The 18984-nt window shown below is 64.1% G+C and carries 23 protein-coding genes; 20 read left to right on the top strand and 3 right to left on the bottom strand.

Going from position 1 to position 18984, the window contains the following annotated elements:
- Positions 1-190 precede the first annotated feature (190 nt).
- From JMY28_RS03355 to JMY28_RS03335, 5 genes are all read left to right on the top strand, one after another.
- Positions 191-616 (top strand): rhodanese-like domain-containing protein, encoded by a 426-nt coding sequence (locus JMY28_RS03355; protein WP_028201814.1) that lies wholly within the window; start codon positions 191-193, stop codon positions 614-616.
- Positions 613-873: a glutaredoxin 3 gene (gene grxC, locus JMY28_RS03350; protein ID WP_133185323.1), complete on the top strand. Its 261-nt coding sequence runs from the start codon at positions 613-615 to the stop codon at positions 871-873. The genes JMY28_RS03355 and grxC overlap by 4 nt, the downstream gene beginning before the upstream one ends.
- Positions 874-1100: 227 nt before the next feature.
- Positions 1101-1565, top strand: a complete 465-nt coding sequence (gene secB, locus JMY28_RS03345) for a protein-export chaperone SecB (protein WP_201694470.1) — start codon at positions 1101-1103, stop codon at positions 1563-1565.
- 46 nt (positions 1566-1611) lie between these two features.
- Positions 1612-2610 (top strand): NAD(P)H-dependent glycerol-3-phosphate dehydrogenase, encoded by a 999-nt coding sequence (locus JMY28_RS03340; RefSeq protein ID WP_201694469.1) that lies wholly within the window; start codon positions 1612-1614, stop codon positions 2608-2610.
- A gap of 70 nt (positions 2611-2680) precedes the next feature.
- The gene (locus JMY28_RS03335; protein ID WP_201694468.1) at positions 2681-3214 is read left to right on the top strand and encodes an O-acetyl-ADP-ribose deacetylase; all 534 of its coding nucleotides are present in this window, start codon (positions 2681-2683) and stop codon (positions 3212-3214) included.
- Between the two features lie 13 nt (positions 3215-3227).
- Here JMY28_RS03335 and trmL read toward each other — a convergent pair whose 3' ends face one another.
- Positions 3228-3698, bottom strand: coding sequence for a tRNA (uridine(34)/cytosine(34)/5-carboxymethylaminomethyluridine(34)-2'-O)-methyltransferase TrmL (trmL, locus tag JMY28_RS03330; RefSeq protein ID WP_201694467.1), 471 nt, complete (start codon positions 3696-3698; stop codon positions 3228-3230).
- A gap of 42 nt (positions 3699-3740) precedes the next feature.
- A complete protein-coding gene (locus JMY28_RS03325) occupies positions 3741-4487 on the bottom strand; it encodes a ComF family protein (protein WP_201694466.1) in 747 nt (248 codons plus the stop codon).
- Positions 4488-4670: 183 nt separating this feature from the next.
- Here JMY28_RS03325 and JMY28_RS03320 point away from each other — a divergent pair, with 183 nt between their 5' ends.
- The 8 genes from JMY28_RS03320 (at position 4671) to JMY28_RS03285 (ending at position 12030) form a co-directional block, all read left to right on the top strand.
- Positions 4671-5666, top strand: coding sequence for a methyltransferase domain-containing protein (locus JMY28_RS03320; RefSeq protein WP_201694465.1), 996 nt, complete (start codon positions 4671-4673; stop codon positions 5664-5666).
- A gap of 267 nt (positions 5667-5933) precedes the next feature.
- A complete protein-coding gene (locus tag JMY28_RS03315) occupies positions 5934-6410 on the top strand; it encodes a DUF2244 domain-containing protein (protein WP_201694464.1) in 477 nt (158 codons plus the stop codon).
- Between the two features lie 89 nt (positions 6411-6499).
- On the top strand, positions 6500-8167 hold the full coding sequence (coxB, locus tag JMY28_RS03310) for a cytochrome c oxidase subunit II (protein WP_201694463.1): 1668 nt from the start codon (positions 6500-6502) through the stop codon (positions 8165-8167).
- 119 nt (positions 8168-8286) lie between these two features.
- Entirely contained in the window at positions 8287-9900 is a 1614-nt protein-coding gene (gene ctaD / locus JMY28_RS03305; protein WP_201694462.1) for a cytochrome c oxidase subunit I, read from the top strand.
- Positions 9901-10048: 148 nt separating this feature from the next.
- On the top strand, positions 10049-10189 hold the full coding sequence (locus JMY28_RS03300; RefSeq protein WP_208867222.1) for a cytochrome oxidase small assembly protein: 141 nt from the start codon (positions 10049-10051) through the stop codon (positions 10187-10189).
- A 40-nt stretch (positions 10190-10229) separates the two neighbouring features.
- On the top strand, positions 10230-10808 hold the full coding sequence (locus tag JMY28_RS03295) for a cytochrome c oxidase assembly protein (protein WP_051481078.1): 579 nt from the start codon (positions 10230-10232) through the stop codon (positions 10806-10808).
- A gap of 34 nt (positions 10809-10842) precedes the next feature.
- On the top strand, positions 10843-11064 hold the full coding sequence (locus JMY28_RS03290) for a DUF2970 domain-containing protein (RefSeq protein ID WP_201694461.1): 222 nt from the start codon (positions 10843-10845) through the stop codon (positions 11062-11064).
- A gap of 108 nt (positions 11065-11172) precedes the next feature.
- On the top strand, positions 11173-12030 hold the full coding sequence (locus tag JMY28_RS03285) for a cytochrome c oxidase subunit 3 (protein ID WP_201694460.1): 858 nt from the start codon (positions 11173-11175) through the stop codon (positions 12028-12030).
- Positions 12031-12164: 134 nt separating this feature from the next.
- On the opposite strand, the gene JMY28_RS03280 is transcribed toward JMY28_RS03285, so the two are convergent.
- A complete protein-coding gene (locus JMY28_RS03280) occupies positions 12165-12374 on the bottom strand; it encodes a twin transmembrane helix small protein (RefSeq protein WP_028201826.1) in 210 nt (69 codons plus the stop codon).
- 105 nt (positions 12375-12479) lie between these two features.
- On the opposite strand from JMY28_RS03280, the gene JMY28_RS03275 reads away from it, so the two are divergent.
- The 7 genes from JMY28_RS03275 to JMY28_RS03245 all read left to right on the top strand — a co-directional run bounded on the left by JMY28_RS03275 (position 12480) and on the right by JMY28_RS03245 (position 18975).
- On the top strand, positions 12480-13262 hold the full coding sequence (locus JMY28_RS03275) for an SURF1 family protein (protein WP_201694459.1): 783 nt from the start codon (positions 12480-12482) through the stop codon (positions 13260-13262).
- Between the two features lie 104 nt (positions 13263-13366).
- Positions 13367-14011 (top strand): SCO family protein, encoded by a 645-nt coding sequence (locus JMY28_RS03270; RefSeq protein WP_201694458.1) that lies wholly within the window; start codon positions 13367-13369, stop codon positions 14009-14011.
- 38 nt (positions 14012-14049) lie between these two features.
- Positions 14050-15159: a COX15/CtaA family protein gene (locus tag JMY28_RS03265; RefSeq protein ID WP_201694457.1), complete on the top strand. Its 1110-nt coding sequence runs from the start codon at positions 14050-14052 to the stop codon at positions 15157-15159.
- A 9-nt stretch (positions 15160-15168) separates the two neighbouring features.
- The gene (gene cyoE, locus JMY28_RS03260) at positions 15169-16074 is read left to right on the top strand and encodes a heme o synthase (protein WP_201694456.1); all 906 of its coding nucleotides are present in this window, start codon (positions 15169-15171) and stop codon (positions 16072-16074) included.
- 4 nt (positions 16075-16078) lie between these two features.
- Positions 16079-16720 carry an SCO family protein gene (locus tag JMY28_RS03255; protein WP_201694455.1) on the top strand — a complete coding sequence of 214 codons (642 nt, stop codon included), beginning with the start codon at positions 16079-16081 and terminating at the stop codon, positions 16718-16720.
- Between the two features lie 184 nt (positions 16721-16904).
- Positions 16905-17717 carry a MetQ/NlpA family ABC transporter substrate-binding protein gene (locus tag JMY28_RS03250; RefSeq protein ID WP_201694454.1) on the top strand — a complete coding sequence of 271 codons (813 nt, stop codon included), beginning with the start codon at positions 16905-16907 and terminating at the stop codon, positions 17715-17717.
- Positions 17718-18240: 523 nt separating this feature from the next.
- Entirely contained in the window at positions 18241-18975 is a 735-nt protein-coding gene (locus tag JMY28_RS03245; RefSeq protein WP_201694453.1) for a GntR family transcriptional regulator, read from the top strand.
- Positions 18976-18984: the final 9 nt, after the last annotated feature.

Here is an 18984-nt window from a genome sequence, read left to right as displayed (position 1 = left end):
ATCGGGGACGGGAGACGCAACGCCGCGGTGACACAACGGCAACGCGATGGCGGCGGTCCAGTCCGGCGGGCTGCACGCCCGGGCTGGGGGGCGGTAACCCTGCGACAAACGGTTATTTTATAATGAGCGGATTGCCCGAATCCGATTTCGAACGATTTCTCCGACTTTCCCTTTTTCCGGCGGACCCTCCGTGACGTTCTTCACCAATTACATCAACCTTGTACTCATCGCGATCGTCCTCATCTCAGGAGGGTTGCTCCTGTGGCCGACGCTCAAGCGCGGCGGCCGCGGCGGCGTTTCCACCGCCGAGGCGACGCAGCTCATCAACCGCCGCAATGCCGTGGTGGTTGACCTGCGTCCCGCGGGTGAATTCGCGAAGGGCCATCTGCCGTCGGCGCGCCAGGTTGAATTTGGCGAACTCGAGGCGAAGATCGGCCAACTCGTGAAGAACAAGAGCAACCCGGTGTTGCTGGTCTGCCAGACGGGCCAGCAGTCGCACAAGGCGCTGCGCCTCGTGAAGGACGCCGGTTTTGCCGAGGTCCACGTGCTGGACGGCGGCGTGAACGCCTGGCAGCAGGCCGGAATGCCGGTCGTGAAACAAGGAGGTTCGAAGTGAGCAAAGTGGTCATGTACAGCACCCAGGTGTGCCCGTATTGCCAGATGGCCGAGCGTCTTTTAAAGTCGCGCGGCGTCGAACACATCGAGAAAGTGCTGATCGACCGGGACCCGGCGCGGCGCGAAGAGATGATGACGCGCACTGGCCGGCGTACCGTGCCGCAGGTTTTCATCGGCGAGACGCACGTGGGCGGTTACGATGACCTCTCCGCGCTCGACCGTGCGGGCGGCTTGACGCCGCTGCTCGAAGCCGCCTGAGGTTACAGGCGGGTTCATAGCCTGATTTGCAGCCCGATAGCCGTGCGGCCTCGGTCCGCAGGCGGGCTGCGCAGCGTGACGTAGCGACGCAGGGTTTCGGCCCGCGCGAGCCTGACAGGTTCGCGCGGGCCTGTTGCCGTTCATTGCCGTAGTACGGCGCATTTTCGGGACTTCGAGATGCCGCGATAATGCCGCCGTGATCCATTCAATCAGGGAAGCCATACACCATGTCTGACGAGAACAACCAGCCGTTCTTCAATATCCAGCGCATCTACCTCAAGGACATGTCGCTCGAGCAGCCGAATTCGCCGTCCATTTTCCTTGAGCAGGACATGCCTTCGGTCGAAGTGGAAGTCGACGTCAAGGCCGAGCGCCTCGCCGACTCGGTGTTCGAGATCATCGTCACCGGCACCGTCACGGCCAAGGTCAAGGACAAGGTTGCGTTCCTGATCGAAGCCAAGCAAGCCGGCATTTTCGACATCCGCAACATTCCGGCCGAACAGGTCGATCCGCTCGTCGGCATCGCCTGCCCGACCATCCTGTTCCCGTACCTGCGCTCGAACATCGCCGACGCGATCACGCGCGCGGGCTTCCCGCCGATCCACCTGGCCGAGATCAACTTCCAGGCGCTCTACGAGCAACGCCTGCAGCAACTCGCCCAGCAAGACGGCGCGAGCAATGCGACGCACTAAAGCGTAAGTTGATCGTTTCCACGAACTACCGGTGCGGAGTATCGGAATGAACATCGCCGTTCTCGGCGCCGGAGCGTGGGGCACCGCGCTGGCAGGGCATCTCGCCCAGGCGCATCACACGCTGTTGTGGGCGCGCGATGGCGCGCTCGTCGACACCTTGCGCAAGACGCATGAAAACGCCCGCTACCTTGCGGGCGTCGCGCTGCCCAAGTCTCTCCAATACGAAACGGATCTCGCTGCCGCGCTCGACCACGCTTCGGGCGAGGCGGATCTCGTCGTGCTCGCCACGCCCGTGGCGGGCCTGCGCGGCATGCTTTGCACGCTGCGCGACATGGGCCGCGTGCCCGCGCACTTCGTCTGGCTCTGCAAGGGCTTCGAGGCGCAATCGCAACTGATGCCGCATCAGGTCGTGGCGGCCGTTCTGCCAGGCCACGCGAGCAACGGCGTGCTTTCGGGGCCGAGCTTCGCGCGCGAAGTGGGCGAGGGCCTGCCCGTCGCGTTGACGGTGGCGAGTGCCTCCGCCGGTTGCCGCGAGCGCACGCTCGCCGCGTTCCATCACCGCGCCATGCGCATCTATACCGGCGACGACGTGGTCGGCGTCGAGGTGGGCGGCGCGGTCAAGAACGTGCTTGCGATCGCGACCGGCATCGCGGATGGCCTGGGCCTCGGCCTGAACGCACGGGCCGCGCTCATTACCCGCGGCCTCGCGGAGATGACGCGCCTTGGCGTCACGCTCGGCGGGCGTGCGGAAACCTTCACGGGGCTCACTGGCCTCGGCGACCTCATTCTCACGGCCACCGGCGATCTCTCGCGCAACCGCACCGTGGGCAAGCAGCTCGCAAGCGGCCGCACGCTCGACGACATCCTCGGCGCACTCGGCCACGTGGCCGAAGGCGTGCGCTGTGCGCAGGCCGTGCTGGCGCTCGCGAGCGCGCATGGCATCGACATGCCGATTACGCAGGCGGTGTGCGCCGTGCTGTTCGACGGTGTCGCGCCGCGCGACGCCGTGAGCGCGCTGCTCCGGCGCGACGCGAAGGCGGAGTAGGGCGCTTCGGTCCTGCTGCGCCTTGCATGAAGCGCTTAGGCGCCAAGTCCGGCGCGCAAAGGAGGACTGTATGCTGACCATCGGAAACTGCCGCATCGAGGCGCAGGCCGTCGACATCACCACGTTGAAGGTCGATGCGATCGTCAACGCCGCGAACGAATCGCTGCTCGGCGGCGGCGGCGTGGACGGCGCGATTCATCTTGCCGCCGGGCCGGGCCTGGTGCGCGAGTGCGGGGCGCTGAACGGCTGCCCGACCGGCGACGCCAAAATCACAGGCGGCTATCGCCTTCCCGCCAAACACGTGATCCATACCGTGGGCCCTGTCTGGCATGGCGGCGGCCATGACGAAGCGCATCTGCTGGCTTCGTGCTACCGGCGCTCGCTCGACTGCGCGCGCGAGGCGGGGGTGACGAGCATCGCATTTCCGGCAATCAGTTGCGGCGTCTACCGTTTTCCCGCTGACGAGGCGGTGCAGATTGCAGTCGCGACCGTGATCGACGAATTACCGAAATACCCCGCGCTCGAGCATGTGATCTTCGCGTGCTTCGATAGTGCGATGCTCGCGCGCTACGAGGGTGAACTCGCGGCGCGGGGCAACGCGTAGCGCCGCGTTCGACTTATTCGCCGCCTTCGAACCCGGCCTGACGCCAGGCTTCGAACACCACGATCGCGACCGTGTTCGAGAGATTCAGGCTGCGGTTGCCGGGGCGCATCGGCAGACGCACGCGCTGTGGCGTCTCGAAGCGCTCGAGCACCGCATCGGGCAGGCCGCGCGTTTCCGCGCCGAATACGAACCAGTCACCGGGCTGGAATGCGTGCGAGTGAAAGCGGCCCGAGCCACGCGTCGTGAACGCGAACATGCGCGACGGATCCGGTGCTTCTTTGGCAATGAGGGCGTCCCAGTTGCTGTGCACGTGCATCTGCGCGTACTCGTGGTAATCGAGCCCCGCGCGGCGCATCTTCGCGTCGTCGAGGGGGAAGCCGAGCGGCTCGATCAGATGCAGCCGCGCCCCGGTGTTCGCGCACAGGCGGATCACGTTGCCGGTGTTCGGCGGAATTTCGGGTTCGACGAGAACGACGTTGAACATGACGATGAAACTCTCTCGATGTCTTGAATAGTGTGAGGCCGATCAGTCTTTCGGCGTGCGCAGCGCGACGAAATTCGTCACGCGCCGTGCGCCGGCGGCCTTGAGCGTGTGCGCGAGCGCGTCGAGCGTCGCGCCCGAGGTCATCACGTCGTCGACCACGCCCACATGCTGGCCGCTGAGTGCCCGCGTGAGCGCGAACGCCCGGCCGACATTGCGGCGGCGCGTCTCGCGATCGAGCTTCGATTGCGGCGCCGTATGCAGAATGCGTCGTACGAGCGTGGCGTCCGCGTGCGTGCCGAGGCGCCGTGCGAGCGGACGCGCGATCTGCCAGGCCTGGTTGTAGCCGCGCTCGATCAGGCGTTCGCGCGAGAGCGGCACCGGCACGACGATCTCCGGCATGCCGTGCTCAACGGACATATTTTGTGCGGCTAGCGCGAGGCGTCGCGCGAATTCGTCGCCGAGCGCGAGGCGCGCGCGAAACTTCAGGCCCCGCGCGAGCAGGTCGAGCGGCGCGCGATAGTCGGCGAGCGCAAGCGTCGCGTCGAATGCGGGCGGCGCGCTGACGCAGGCCTCGCAGCGGTAGCGTGCGCGTGCCGCCGCACCACGCCTGTGCGCAAGCGGCATGGCGCAGACCGTGCAGCGCAGGCGCGGCTCATTCCAGTACGCGGCATCGCAGCACACACAGAGCGTGGCTCGCGTCAAATTGCCGCATAATGGGCACAGATTGGGCAGCACGAAGTGGGCAAGCCGTGATGGCAGCGCCCGCGCTTTCCGACAGACGTACGCCATGCACGCATGACGAATGCGGTGCGCAGTGTGGTCCGAAGCGGTCGGCGTGACACGCGGTGCATTGCGTGGTTCACGTGAAATAGGGCGCGGCGGCATCGAAGGACGGCCCGGGCAGCGGGCTCGCGTGACTGAAAGGAAAGGAGTGAGCGAGTATACTTCGCAGACTTCGCCAATACGACCGACATGTCCCCGTCTCCCGCAAGAACTGGCCGTCCGGACTATGACACCCGGCACCTTCGGCGCATCTTCGATCGCCGAGCGGCGACTTTCGACGACGTTGCCTTCCTGCCGCGTGAAATCGCGCAACGCATGCGCGAGCGCCTCGAATATATCAAGGTGAATCCCGCGGCCGTGCTCGACATCGCGTGCGGCCAGGGCGACGACCTGCCCGGCTTGCGCGAGCGCTTTCCCGAAGCGCCCGTGTTCGGCACCGATCTCTCCCTCGCCATGCTGCGCCGCGCCCGCGAGCACGATGCTCCCGACACGAGCTGGCGGCGCTTTCTGCCCGCATCGGTTGGCCGTGCGCTCGGTTCGCGCGGTCCGCGTGTCGTGCAGGGCGACTTTGCCGAACTGCCGTTCGCGCATGACGCGTTCGAACTGCTGTGGTCGAATTTCGCACTGCATTGGCATCCGCGCCCCGACCTCGTGTTCGGGGAGTGGCAGCGCGTGCTCAAGGTCAACGGGCTGCTGATGTTCAGCACGCTCGGGCCCGACACGCTCAAGGAGCTGCGCGGCGCCTTCGCCGAGGTCGAAGCCGCGCACGGCGTGCCGACGCGCGCGCACGTGATCGATTTCGTCGACATGCACGATCTTGGCGACATGCTCGTCGAGAACGGTTTCGAGATTCCGGTGATGGACCAGGAAGCGCTCACCATCACTTACAAGACGCCGGAGAAGCTGCTCGCCGACGTGCGCCGTTGGGGTGCGTATCCGTTCGAGCGCAACGGCGATGGCGAGCGTGATCACGGCGGCACGCACGGCGCGCGGCGCCTGCACCGTGCGCTCGTGGCCGCGCTCGAGGCGCGCCGCTGTACAGATGGGCCGCACGCGGGCACGATCCCGCTAACCTTCGAGATTATCTACGGCCACGCGTGGAAGGCGGTGCCGCGCACGACCGCCGAAGGCCATGGCATTGTGCGCCTCGAAGACATCGGCCGAGGTCCGGCAAGGAATCGGTAGCGTGGTAAGGGGGCTTTCGTTATGCCTGAAATTAGCGCCTGAAAAGCCCTGGGGAAATGCTTGAAAAATCGCTGCAAGTCCCGTCTGGTGTGGGTTTGCGAGCGATTGAGCCTTGCTTGTGAGGGCTGGGGATCACGCCTATAATGCGTCAGTTTGCTGCACGGAAGGGTCCCCAAATTCCATTGTGGCAAGTCCAGATGTTCCCGTAGTTGTGCGAGGCGCGACGCGGCGATAGTCTGACGAAGTTGCAAGTGGGGGATGCGAGCGATGCAGGCGTCTGATCTGCTGGCGAATCCGGAGCCGGTCCTGAAAGACTGGACCATGAAGCGCAACTGTTCGGTTTCGCCCAGGCAATTCGTGTTCTTCTATGTTTCGCTGGCGCTGGTTTCCATCGCGATCGCCGTTCTGTTGTTGATCCACGGCGCCTGGCTGGTTTTGCCGTTTACCGGTATCGATCTGTTGGTAGTAGGCGGCGCTTTTGTCATTTATGCGCGCCATGCTGTCGATTACGAACGTATCAGGCTTTATCCGAACCGGCTGGTGATCGAACAGATGAGCGCCGACGCGCTCACGCAGTTCGAATTCAATCCCCGCTGGGTCCGGGTCGAGCCGGGCGCGACCCCACGCGACCCGGTGCGTCTCGTGTCCCGCGGTCAGGCGGTCGCTGTCGGGTTGCATCTGCCGCAATATCGGCGTGCGCAGTTCGCGCGGGAACTGCGTGCCTGGCTTGCGCGCGCGGTTTAATACGCGGCGCGTGCGTTTGCCGGTTTGCGGTATGAGCGTCCCAGGGGGCGCCCTGGTTGCAAAACCTTCCTGCGGGGTCGAGGGTTTGAATGGAAATTATGGGTAAGGAAGCTATGAAAACAATCAAGCGAGCCCTCCAGGGCGTGCTGGCGTGCAGCGGATTTCTCGTCGCCGGCGCGGCACTCGCAGTCGGAGACAGCCCAGGCGGCCCTGCGGTGAACGAGATCAATTTTCAGCCGCCCGTCACGCGCATCGCCGAAGAGCTCTACAGCCTCCATATGATGATGCTGCTCTTGTGCGCCGTGATTTTCGTCGGCGTGTTCGGCGTCATGTTCTATTCGATCTACGCGCACCGTAAATCGAAGGGTCACAAGGCCGCTCACTTTCACGAGAGCACCACGGTCGAAATCATCTGGACGGTGGTGCCGTTCATCATCGTCGTGCTGATGGCGCTGCCCGCCACCAAGGCCGTCGTCGCGATGAAGGACACGTCCAACGCCGACCTCACCGTGAAGGTCACGGGCTACCAGTGGAAATGGGGCTACGACTACGTGAAGGGGCCGGGCGAGGGCATCAACTTCCTCTCCACGCTCAGCACGCCGCGCTCCGAGGTGAACAACCGGGTGCCGATCACCGATACGTACCTGCAGGAAGTCGACAATCCGCTGGTCGTGCCGGTGAACAAGAAGATCCGCATCATCACGACGGCCAACGACGTCGTGCACTCGTGGTACGTGCCCGCGTTCGGCGTGAAGCAGGACGCGATTCCGGGCTTCGTGCGCGACACGTGGTTCAAGGCCGACAAGGTCGGCACCTATCGCGGCTTCTGTACCGAGCTGTGCGGCAAGGAACACGCGTTCATGCCGGTTGTGGTCGAGGTGCTCTCCGACGACGACTATGCAAAGTGGGTCGATACGCAAAAGGCAAAGATGGCCGCCGCCAACGACGACCCGAACAAGACCTATACGCTGGCCGAACTCAAGGAGCGCGGCGAGAAGGTCTACACGTCAAACTGCGCGGTGTGCCACCAGCCCACCGGCAAGGGCGCGGGCGCGTTCCCGGCGCTTGACGGCAGCAAGATCGCCAACGGCCCGATCGCCGAGCACGTGAGCATCGTCCTGCACGGCAAGAACGCCATGCCTTCGTGGGCGCCCACGCTCAACGACGTGGAGATCGCCTCGGTCATCACGTTCGAGCGCAACTCGTGGGGCAACCACACCGGCGACGTGCTGCAGCCGCGCCAGGTGACCGACGCGCGTAACGGCAAGATGCCCGAGGGCGGTGACCATACTGCCGCGGCGGGTGCGGGCGATGCGAGTGGCGCGGCCGCGGCCAGTGCAGCGCAAGAGGCTAGCGGCGCTGCCCAAGCGAGTGCGGCAAGTGGTGCGGCGGCGGCAAGCGGCGTTGATCAGGCGTCGGGCGCCGTGGCGCCGAGCGCAGCCGCGCTGCCCGCAAGCGTCTACTTCGAAGTGGGCAAGAGCACGCTGCCCGCCGACGCGAAGGACGCGATCCAGGCTGCGGCTGACTACGCGAAGGCGCACCCGGACGCGAAGTTCACGCTTTCGGGCTACACCGATTCGAGCGGCAACGCCAGCACGAACGCGGACCTCGCCAAGCGCCGCGCGCAAGCCGTGCGCGACGCGATGAAGGCGGCGGGCATTGCCGAAGACCACATCATTCTGAAGAAGCCGGAAACGATCACGGGCGGTGCGAACGCGAAGGAAGCGCGCCGGGTGGAGATCGGCGCCGCGGCCTGAGCGGGCCAGCGCAAGAAAGACAAGCAGCAAGAGACGCAGGACAAGCGCTGCGCGAGCACAAAACAAGCAGGCAAACGCTGCAGCAAGAGACACAAAGCAATTCGCTTCAGGAGAAAGTCATGTCTAGCATCGGACACGATGTAGCTGGAGGGCACGGCCACGTGCACGGCGACCACGCGCACGCCACGCCCCACGGCTGGCGCCGCTGGCTGCTCGCGACGAATCACAAGGACATCGGAACGCTGTATCTGCTCTTCTCGTTCGTGATGTTCCTTTCGGGCGGCGTCATGGCGCTCGCCATTCGTGCGGAGCTGTTCGAGCCGGGCATGCAGATCATGCGCCCCGAGTTCTTCAACCAGCTCACCACGATGCACGGCCTCATCATGGTGTTCGGCGCGATCATGCCGGCGTTCGTGGGCTTCGCGAACTGGATGATTCCGCTGCAGATCGGCGCCTCGGACATGGCGTTCGCGCGCATGAACAACTTCAGCTTCTGGCTGCTGCCCGCCGCCGCGTGTTTGCTGGTGGGCTCGTTCTTCGCGCCGGGCGGCGCGACCGCCGCGGGCTGGACGCTCTACGCGCCGCTCTCCACGCAGATGGGCCCGGGCATGGACTTCGCGATCTTCGCGGTGCACATCATGGGTGCCTCGTCGATCATGGGCGGCATCAACATCGTCGTGACCATCCTGAATCTGCGCGCGCCGGGCATGACGCTCATGAAGATGCCGATGTTCGTGTGGACGTGGCTCATCACCGCCTACCTGCTGATCGCCGTGATGCCGGTGCTCGCAGGCGCGATCACGATGCTGCTGTTCGACCGCCACTTTGGCACGAGCTTCTTCAATGCTGCAGGCGGCGGCGACCCGGTCATGTACCAGCACATCTTCTGGTTCTTCGGGCACCCCGAGGTCTACATCATGATCTTGCCGGCGTTCGGGATCGTCTCGCAGGTCATTCCGGCGTTCTCGCGCAAGCCGCTGTTCGGCTATAGCTCGATGGTGTACGCCACGGCGTCGATCGCGATTCTCTCGTTCATGGTCTGGGCGCACCACATGTTCGCGACCGGCATGCCGGTCACGGGCCAGCTCTTCTTCATGTACGCGACCATGCTGATCGCGGTGCCGACGGGCGTGAAGGTGTTCAACTGGGTCGCCACGATGTGGCGCGGCTCGCTCACCTTCGAGACGCCGATGCTGTGGGCAGTGGGTTTCCTGATCGTGTTCACGTTCGGCGGTCTCTCGGGCCTGATGCTCGCCATGGCGCCGCTCGACATCCAGTATCACGGCACTTACTTCGTGGTGGCGCACTTCCATTACGTGCTGGTGGCGGGATCATTATTCGCGTTGTTCTCAGGGTGGTACTACTGGTCTCCAAAATGGACCGGCTGGATGTACAACGAGACGCGCGGCAAGATCCACTTCTGGTGCTCGCTCATCTTCTTCAACCTCGCGTTCCTGCCGATGCACTTCGTCGGCCTCGCCGGGATGCCGCGCCGCTATGCCGACTATCCGGCCCAGTTCACCGACTGGAACCAGGTGATCTCGATCGGCGCCTTCGGCTTCGGACTTTCTCAGGTGTACTTCCTGTTCGCGGTGGCGCTGCCTGCGTACCGCGGCGGCGGCGAACTGGAGAAGGCGACCGACAAGCCGTGGGACGGCGCAACGGGCCTCGAATGGACCGTGCCGAGTCCGGCGCCGTTCCACACGTTCGAGAATCCGCCGACGGTCGAGTAAGCCGTTGAGTTTATGGCGTCCGGCTGCACACGGCCGGACGCGAACGAAGCCCGCGGTCTTCACGCAGTCTTCACGCAGTCTTCATCGCAGCACGCATGAGAGGCGATTCACGATGCAAGGAGAAGCCGCGGCCAACCGCGCTGCACGTATGACCCGGGATCCACAAAAAAGACGCACGCCTGAGCAAATCCGCGCGGGCAATCTGCGGCTCGGCCTCATTCTGTTGGCCGTCGTAGTCGGTTTCTTTGTGGCTGCCGTCGTCAAGCAGGTGTATTTCCCCGGCCACTAACGCGAAGTGCGTTTGCCGGAAGATCGTTCGAGGAAGTCCGATGTCCACGCAAGCTGGAAATGATCGCGCATTCAACCGGTCGATGCTCATCAAGCTCGTCGTCGTGGCGCTGCTGATGTTCGGTTTCGGTTTTGCGCTCGTGCCGATGTATCGCGCGATCTGCCAGGTCACGGGCATCAACAACCTGGTGCAGCGCGATGCCACCGAGCGCGAGGCGCGCAACACGCAGGTGGACATGACGCGCACGATCTCGGTCGAGTTCGACGCGAACGCACGCGGGCTGCTCGGCTTCAAGCCGGAGCAAACGAGCCTCGACGTGCATCCGGGCGAAGTCATGACGGTGATGTATGACATTTCGAACAACGAAGGACGCACGATCGACGCGCAGGCCATTCCGAGCTACGCGCCGAAGCAGGCAACCGAGTACTTCCGCAAGATCGAGTGCTTCTGCTTCACGCAACAGGTCTTGAAGGCGAACGAGACGAAGCGCATGCCGGTGGTGTTCGTCATCGACCCGAAGCTGCCGAAGGACGTGAAGACGATCACGCTGTCGTACACGTTTTTCGAGCTGAACAAGCCGGCCGTGCCGCCGCCGCCGAAACAGTCGGCGGGAGCATGAGGTTCTGGCAGCGAAGCCAGGAGGCGAAAGGCGCATGAGCGACGAACGCGGCGGCACGGGCCCGGCGAAGAAGAAGGGCGGCATCCTGCAGGTGATGAAGGCGGTGGCGTGGTCTTTTCTCGGCGTGCGCAAACGCGCCGACCTCGAAGACGACGCCGCGAACCTGAACCCCGTGCAGTTGATCATCGCGGGCATCATCGGCGCAGTGCTGTTCATCGTCGTGCTGCTGTTGATCGTGCACGCGGTGGTGGGGTGAGCAGCCCTGGAGCGCGCAATGCTGCGCGCGAAGCAGTGAATAACGAGGACACACTCGGGTAAAAGCAGCCGGCGATGTCCGGAGCAACTGGAAATTGGAGAAACAGGCATGAGCGGCCAAAACGATAGCCCGTACTACTTCGTACCGCACCCGTCGCGGCATCCGATCAGCGCGTCCATTGGGCTTCTGGTCATGCTCGCGTCGCTCGCGTCGTGGATCAACGGCGACTCGTGGGGGCCGATCGGCGTAGTCGTCGGCCTGCTGTGGCTGCTCTTCACGCTGTGGCACTGGTTCGGCGACGCCATCGCCGAATCCGAGGGCGGCATGTACGGCAAGCGCGTCGACGTGTCGTACCGCTGGAGCATGAGCTGGTTCATCTTCTCGGAAGTGATGTTCTTCGGCGCGTTCTTCGGTGCGCTCTTCTACGCGCGTGCGATCGCCCTGCATCAACTCGGCAGCCTCGACTACAAGCTGATCTGGCCGGACTTCTCGGCCGTCTGGCCGAACAACGGTCCAGCAGCACTGGTCTCGCACTTCCGCTCGATGACGCCCTGGCCCGTGCCGACCATCAACACGGCGCTGCTGCTCTCCTCGGGCGCGACGCTCACCGTTTCGCACCACGCGCTGCGCGACAACCATCGCACGAAGGCCATCGCCTGGCTCGCCGCGACGATCGTGCTGGGCGTGTGCTTCCTCTTCCTGCAGGCGTTCGAGTACATCCACGCGTACGGCGAACTGAACCTCACGCTGGCTTCGGGCATCTACGGTTCGACGTTCTTCCTGCTCACGGGCTTCCACGGCTTCCACGTGTTCCTGGGCGGCACGATGCTCACGGTCGTGATGATCCGGCTCATTCGCGGCCACTTCACCGCGGAACACCACTTCGCATTCGAAGGCGCGGCATGGTACTGGCACTTCGTTGACGTGGTGTGGCTCGGCCTCTACGTCGTCGTGTACTGGCTGTGATGTGTGGTGCGCCGCGCAGGCCGCGGCGTTTGGGAACAGAATGAAACAAGGCGCCGCCCGACCTCGTCGGCGCGGCGCCTTGTGTTTTACGCAATGGGGTTTGCGCTGCGGCGTTCGGTTACGCTCGGCTGCGCTCAGCGACCATAAGGAATCCCGGTGGACTGAATCCAGCCCATCCAGTGCGCGAACAGGATGAAGAGAAAGAGCGAGATGGAAAGACCCACGCGCGTGGCGAGCGACCAGACCATCCGCTTGGTGCGGCCCCGGTCGTGCATCATGAAGTAGAGCGCGGAGATCATGCTCGCGATGATCAGCGCGAACGCAACGGGGACGAGTATGTGCATGAAGTTCACGGAATTTGGCATGCCTGAAAACGCCTGTCTCATTATCGCATCGTGTCACACGGCGCGGGGTTCGATCACTTCTATGTTTCGCATCGGGCGTGCCCAATGAAATTCAGGCTCGTCCCCGCATTGCTCATCCTGATCGTGATGGCCGTGACGATCCGGCTCGGCTTCTGGCAGCGCGATCGCGCGCATCAGAAGGAGGCGCTGCAGGCGCAAATCACGCAGTACGAATCGTCTACGCCGCAACCAGTGGGCGTAACGCCGCTCGCGCTGAAGGACATTGAGTTTCATCGCGTGCTGGCGACGGGCACATTCCTGCCCGAGCGCGTGGTGTATCTCGACAATCGTCCCTATAACGATCAGCCGGGTTTTTATGTGGTGATGCCGCTTAAACTTGAAGGCGGCGGCTACGTGCTGGTGAATCGCGGCTGGTTGCCGCGCAACATCGCAGAGCGGGCCGCGATCGCGCCCTATGTCACGCCGCCGGGGCCGATAGTCGTGGAAGGCATTGCGCGCGCGGATGCCTCGCGCGCGTTCGAACTGGGTGCGGGCGGCTCTGCGGCGCATCAGAAGATACGGCAGAATCTCGGCGTCGCTTCCTACGCAGCGGAAACCGGGTTGCCGCTGCAACCGTTCGTGATCCAGCAAACCGGCTTCGTGCCGGCCCTCAAGGACGGGCTCGTGCGCGACTGGCCTGTGCCGGATACCGACGTCGAGCGCAACTACGGCTACATGCTCCAGTGGTGGGGCATGGCGCTCGCGGCCCTCGGTTTCGGTCTTTTTGCAGCCCGTAAGGCTGCGACAAAAGAGCGCATCGAAGGCGAAGCCAGGCGGCGGGCCGAAGAGCCCGGAAGGCAAAGCGCAGGCAGCGCGAAGGATGCCTGATGATCCGTCGGACGAATCAATTCCGTCCCGGCACGATCCGGACGATGGCGCTGCGTATGCAGCGCATGGACAACTGAAAGCGACAGAAGCGAGGTTCCACGAGAGTGTCGACGCAATCCCCCCGTTCCGCCCAGGTCGCACAGCCGGCCGCCGCACCCGCGCAGAAGGACGCAAAGCGGCGTGGCCGCTGGACGCTGCTCATCATCGCGCTCATCTGCGGCGCGCCTATCGCGCTTTCGTACTTCACGTACTACGTGATCAAGCCGAAGGGCGGCACGACGAGCTATGGCGCGCTCATCGAGCCGCAGCGGCCCATTCCCGGCGCACTCATGGTGACAGGCGACGACGGTCATGAAGTGCCGCTCGCCTCGCTCAAGGGCCGCTGGCTGATGATCTCGGTGAATGGCGGCGCCTGCGACGAGGCCTGCGCAACGAAGCTCTATTTCATGCGCCAGGTGCGCGCGACGCAGGGCGCGGAGCGCGAGCGCGTCGTCACGGTCTGGCTGCGCTCCGACGACGCGAGTGTTCCCGCGAAAGTGAAGGGCGCTTACGCGGACACGCGCATGCTGCGCGCCGATCCGGTCGCCGTCGCTGCGTGGCTGCCCGCCACGGAAACGACGAAAGACACCGATCACATCTACCTGGTCGATCCGAACGGCAACCTGATGATGCGATTCCCGGCGAATCCCGATCCGTCGAAAATCAAGCAAGACGTCACTAAACTGCTCAAGTGGTCCCGCATCGGTTAAGGTGCGCAGCGCGAGTCTGACAGAGAAGAGTAAGAGAGATGTTTATCCTGGAGCTGGGCCTGATTGGCCTGTGCATCGCGCTGCTGCCGCTCTCGTGGGTCTGGGTGAAGGCCGACGACAACAAGTTTCGCAAGCTCGTGTGGCTCACGACGTTCATGACGCTCGACCTCGTGATGTTTGGCGGCTTTACGCGCCTGACCGACTCGGGCCTTGGCTGTCCGGACTGGCCGGGCTGCTATGGCACGTCGTCGCCGTTCATCGCGCATGTGCAAATCGCCGCAGCGCATCTCGCCATGCCGAGCGGCCCCGTGAGCATGACGAAGGCATGGATCGAGATGATCCACCGTTATTTCGCCATGGCTATCGGTGTCCTGATCATTGCGCAGATGGCGATTGCCTGGCGCGCGCGCATCAAGCGCCTGCCGCTGCACGTGTCGCCGTGGTGGCCCACCGCGCTGCTCGGGCTGATCCTCGTGCAGGGCGTGTTCGGCGCGTGGACGGTGACGATGAAGCTGCAGCCCATCATCGTCACGACGCATCTCTTGCTCGGCCTCACGCTGCTCGGCTCGCTCGCGTGGCTCGCTGCGCGCATGACGCCGCTGCCCGCATACGAACCCGACGCCGCGCGCTGGCGCGTGGCCGCGCTAACGGCACTCGTGCTGCTCGTCGTGCAGATCGCGCTGGGCGGCTGGGTGAGCACGAACTATGCGGTGCTCGCCTGCACCGACTTTCCGACCTGCAACGGCGCGTGGATTCCGCCGATGGATTTCCATCACGGCTTCCACCTCTGGCGTGCGCTCGGCATGGACGGCAACGGCGACGTGATCACACAGGACGCGCTCGTCGCGATCCACTGGACGCACCGCACGTTCGCGTTCGTCGTGATCGCTTATCTGGTATGGTTCGCGCTCAAGTTGCGACGCTATGCCTCGCTGCGACGCCCGGCAAATTGGATCATGATCGTGATCTTTATCCAATTTCTGACAGGGCTTTCCAACATCGTGCTGCAGTGGCCGCTGCCCGTGGCAGTGGCGCACAACGGTGGCGCGGCGATCCTGCTGCTTTTGGTCGTCGTGCTAAACTTTCGAATTGCTTGTAGCCGCCCCGGTCGCGCCGTTCTCCCTGCGCGCGACACCGCTGCGGTGTGATCCCGCCCTATGGAAAGTACAACCCTATCCCAGACGCCCGGTAGCCGGATTTCCCAATATCTCGCGCTCACCAAGCCGCGCGTCACGCAACTGGCCGTGTTTTGCGCCGTCATCGGCATGTTCCTCGCCGTGCCGGGCATGGTGCCCTGGAAACAGCTGATCGGCGGCACCGTCGGCATCTGGCTCACGGCTGGCGCGGCCTTCGCGATCAACTGTCTGGTCGAGCAAAAGGTGGATGCGCGCATGCGTCGCACTGCCTGGCGTCCTTCGGCACGCGGCGAGATCACGAGCCGGCAGATCCTGATCTTCTCGGCGGTGATCGGCGGCATCGGCATGTGGGTGCTCTACACGTTCGCCAATCCGCTCACCATGTGGCTCACGGTCGCGACCTTCATCGGCTACGCGATCATCTACACGCTGCTGCTCAAGCCGGCCACGCCGCAGAACATCGTGATCGGCGGCGCCTCGGGCGCCATGCCGCCGGCGCTCGGCTGGGCCGCTGTCACAGGCCACGTGCCCGGCGACGCCTGGATTCTCGTGCTGATCATTTTCGTGTGGACGCCGCCGCACTTCTGGGCGCTCGCGCTCTACCGCCGCAAGGACTACGAAAACGCCGGCCTGCCGATGCTGCCCAACACGCACGGCGAGAAGTACACGCGTCTGCATATCCTGCTCTACACCGTGATCCTGTTCGCGGTCACGCTGATGCCGTACATCTCGGGCATGAGCGGCGTGCTGTATCTGGCTGCGGCCGTGCTGCTCGGCGCGGTGTTCCTCGCCTACGCGTGGAAGATCTACATCGAGTATTCCGACGCACTGGCGCGCAAGACTTTCCGCTATTCGATCATCTACCTCTCGTTGCTGTTCGTGGCGCTGCTTGTCGACCATTACGTGCATGCGCTCATCGCGGCGTAACGCTATGGCCCACCGCACGCTTGCGCGCTTCGTGCGCGCCACGGTCGTTGCGCTTGCCGCTGCAGGCGCGCTCGGCGGCACGCTGGTTCTGGAGGGCTGCGGCCAGCAGCCGCCCTCGTTCACGAATCTCGACATCACCGGCAACACGCAGTTCGGCAAGGACTTCGCGCTGCCCGACACGAGCGGCAAGACACGCACGCTCGCCGACTTCAAGGGCAAGGTCGTCGTGCTGTTCTTCGGCTACACGCACTGCCCGGATGTTTGCCCGACCACCATGGCCGAGCTTTCGCAGGCGCTCCAGCAACTGGGGCCCGATGCGGCGAAGCGCGTGCAGGTGCTGTTCGTCAGCGTCGATCCCGAGCGCGACACGCCGCAGATCCTGAGCCAGTACACGGCCGCGTTCAATCCGACCTTCATCGGGCTGCGCCCTGCCAACGAGGACCAGCTCAAGCAGGTGGCGAAGGATTTCCGCGTGTACTACGCCAAGGTGCCCGGCAACACGCCTGACAGCTACACGATGGACCACACTGCGGCGAGCTACGTGTTCGACACGACCGGCAAACTGCGCCTCTTCGCGCGCGACGGGCAGGGCGTCACGCCCTGGCTGCACGATCTGAAGATCCTTCTCGGCTCGAATCCCGACTAAGGGAAGCCTTGCGCGTTCACCGCGAGAGGTGAACGCGCGCCTCAGAGCCGCGCTGGCATACCAGTATGCGAATTCATTATTTCCCGCAACCGGCGCCATATGAGACGATTTATATCGTCCGGCAGACGGCGCACAACGCCGCGGGACCGGAGCAACAACAAAACCACGCAGGATCATCACCTCCATGCAGCGCAGAAATCTGATTAAAGCACTCCTCGCCGGCGTTGCCGCCGCCACTCTCGCAGCCAGCTTCGGCGCCCGCGCCGACGACCAGGTCATCAAGGTCGGCACCGTTTCGGGTCCGGACGCGCAGGTCTGGGCCGTCGTCCAGAAGGTCGCCAAGCGCGAAGGCCTGAACGTCAAGGTCATCGAATTCAACGACTACGTGCAGCCGAACGCCGCGCTCGACGCCGGCGAACTCGACGCCAACAGCTTCCAGACCGGCCCGTATCTCGACAGCCAGATCAAGCAGCGCGGCTACAAGCTCGCAAACGCGGGCCTCACGTACATCTCGCCCATTGGCGTGTACTCGAAAAAGCTCAAATCGCTGAACGAGCTGCCGCAAGGCGCGAAGGTCGCCGTGCCGAATGACCCGTCGAACGAAAACCGCGCGCTGTTGCTCCTGCAAAACAAGGGCCTGATCAAGTTGCGCGCTGGCGCGGGCACTAACGGCAACAACGCGACGCCGCTCGACGTTGCCGAAAACCCGAAGAAGATCAAGCTCGTCGAACTCGACGCCGCGCAACTGCCGCGCGCGCTCGGCGACGTGGACGCCGCCGTGATCAACACGAACTACGCGCTGGCTGCCGGCCTGCAGCCGACCAAGGATGCCATCGCAATCGAGGACATCCACAGCCCGTACGCGAACCTGATTGCCGTTCGCACCCAGGACAAGGACAAGCCGTGGGTGAAGAAACTGGTTGCCGCGTACCAGTCGGAAGACGTGCGCGAGTTCATCAAGAACCAGTTCAAGGGCTCGATGGTTCCGTCGTTCTAAAGGCACATTCGAGAACCGGTTGCCAGCGTCCCATCGACGCGGGAGCCCAGCAGGACCCGAACGCCGTGGCGAGAGCCACGGCGTTTTTTGTTGCGCATGCAGTATCAGGATTGTTTGAAATTGAAGATCGCAGCGCGCCGGATTGATGTCACTCAATTGAGACGCTAGGGAATCGCTTGAGTGCGCGCTATCTTTCCTGCCGACGTCACACTTTGGTCCTACGGCGGTACTACGGTGGGCTATGTCAGATAACCTGTGGATGCCACTGTGGAGCCCAACGATCCCTTTCCAGGGTAAATCCTGATGCCGGGTCACGACTGACTGGGGCCTTGTGTGTTCGTGCAACATATTGATTTTTAATGATATTTTTAGAGCCGCTGCGACGGACCGGCATCTGTTGACTGGTCTTATTGTGGTTATATAATGGGCTCGCATTCACACCGGATCAATCGGCACACCCGGCATCGCCGCGTAACATGCCCGTCCGGCCCCCCACGATCGTCCAACCGCTGGCGCCAAGTCCATGGAAACCCGTTGGTCTGCCCTGATGCCCGATGCGCGCAACGTGACGCCGCTCTATCTGCAGCTGGCGCGCAACCTCGCCACGGCCATTCACTGCGGCGTGTGGTCGGCCGGCGAGGCGCTGCCCTCGGAGCGCACGCTGTCGGACGCGATCGGTGTGTCGCGCATCACTGCGCGCAAGGCGATCGAGTTGCTCGTGGAGCAGGGGCTGATCCGGCGCGCGCGCGGCGCGGGCAGCTTCATCACGCCACGCGTGGAAGATCCGCTGTCGCGCCTCACGGGCTTCACGAAGAAAATGGAGCAGCGCGGCTTCACGCCCGACTCGGTGTGGCTCGCGCGCGAGGTACGGCCCGCGCACCGCGAGGAGATCGTGCAGCTCGGCCTTTCACCGGGCGCCTCGATCACGAGCCTGCGCCGGCTGCGCCGCGCCGACGGCACCGTGATGGCCGTCGAGCATTCGGCGCTGCCCGTATCGATCGTGCCGGACCCGGAAGCGATCGAGGGCTCGCTGTATTCGTATCTGGAGCAGCGCCGCGTGCCCGTGGTGCGCGCCCTGCAGCACTTTCGCGCGGTCAACGCGACGGGCGAGATCGCCGCACTGATGGGCGTCGAGTCGCGCGCGGCGCTACTCGTCATCACGCGCGTGGGCTTTTCCGCCGATCAGCGTGCCATCGAGCTGACCGACACCTATTGCCGCGACGGCTATTACGACTTCGTTGCGGAGTTGCGCCAGTGAACGCCCCGC

The sequence above is a fragment of the Paraburkholderia hiiakae genome (assembly GCF_904848665.1).
Classification (GTDB): domain Bacteria; phylum Pseudomonadota; class Gammaproteobacteria; order Burkholderiales; family Burkholderiaceae; genus Paraburkholderia; species Paraburkholderia hiiakae.
Note: the sequence above shows the minus strand (reverse complement) of the source record. Positions and strands in the feature narration are given on the sequence as shown.

Coding starts and splice junctions, on each gene's coding strand:
- coxB (WP_201694463.1), top strand. CDS start 6,500: ATGGAAATTATGGGTAAGGAAGCTATGAAAACAATCAAGCGAGCCCTC.
- JMY28_RS03325 (WP_201694466.1), bottom strand. CDS start 4,487: ATGGCGTACGTCTGTCGGAAAGCGCGGGCGCTGCCATCACGGCTTGCC.
- trmL (WP_201694467.1), bottom strand. CDS start 3,698: ATGTTCAACGTCGTTCTCGTCGAACCCGAAATTCCGCCGAACACCGGC.
- JMY28_RS03340 (WP_201694469.1), top strand. CDS start 1,612: ATGAACATCGCCGTTCTCGGCGCCGGAGCGTGGGGCACCGCGCTGGCA.
- JMY28_RS03295 (WP_051481078.1), top strand. CDS start 10,230: ATGTCCACGCAAGCTGGAAATGATCGCGCATTCAACCGGTCGATGCTC.
- JMY28_RS03290 (WP_201694461.1), top strand. CDS start 10,843: ATGAGCGACGAACGCGGCGGCACGGGCCCGGCGAAGAAGAAGGGCGGC.
- JMY28_RS03315 (WP_201694464.1), top strand. CDS start 5,934: ATGCAGGCGTCTGATCTGCTGGCGAATCCGGAGCCGGTCCTGAAAGAC.
- JMY28_RS03265 (WP_201694457.1), top strand. CDS start 14,050: ATGTTTATCCTGGAGCTGGGCCTGATTGGCCTGTGCATCGCGCTGCTG.
- JMY28_RS03280 (WP_028201826.1), bottom strand. CDS start 12,374: ATGCACATACTCGTCCCCGTTGCGTTCGCGCTGATCATCGCGAGCATG.
- secB (WP_201694470.1), top strand. CDS start 1,101: ATGTCTGACGAGAACAACCAGCCGTTCTTCAATATCCAGCGCATCTAC.
- JMY28_RS03285 (WP_201694460.1), top strand. CDS start 11,173: ATGAGCGGCCAAAACGATAGCCCGTACTACTTCGTACCGCACCCGTCG.
- JMY28_RS03335 (WP_201694468.1), top strand. CDS start 2,681: ATGCTGACCATCGGAAACTGCCGCATCGAGGCGCAGGCCGTCGACATC.
- JMY28_RS03300 (WP_208867222.1), top strand. CDS start 10,049: ATGACCCGGGATCCACAAAAAAGACGCACGCCTGAGCAAATCCGCGCG.
- JMY28_RS03255 (WP_201694455.1), top strand. CDS start 16,079: ATGGCCCACCGCACGCTTGCGCGCTTCGTGCGCGCCACGGTCGTTGCG.
- ctaD (WP_201694462.1), top strand. CDS start 8,287: ATGTCTAGCATCGGACACGATGTAGCTGGAGGGCACGGCCACGTGCAC.
- JMY28_RS03320 (WP_201694465.1), top strand. CDS start 4,671: ATGTCCCCGTCTCCCGCAAGAACTGGCCGTCCGGACTATGACACCCGG.
- JMY28_RS03250 (WP_201694454.1), top strand. CDS start 16,905: ATGCAGCGCAGAAATCTGATTAAAGCACTCCTCGCCGGCGTTGCCGCC.
- JMY28_RS03275 (WP_201694459.1), top strand. CDS start 12,480: ATGAAATTCAGGCTCGTCCCCGCATTGCTCATCCTGATCGTGATGGCC.
- JMY28_RS03245 (WP_201694453.1), top strand. CDS start 18,241: ATGGAAACCCGTTGGTCTGCCCTGATGCCCGATGCGCGCAACGTGACG.
- cyoE (WP_201694456.1), top strand. CDS start 15,169: ATGGAAAGTACAACCCTATCCCAGACGCCCGGTAGCCGGATTTCCCAA.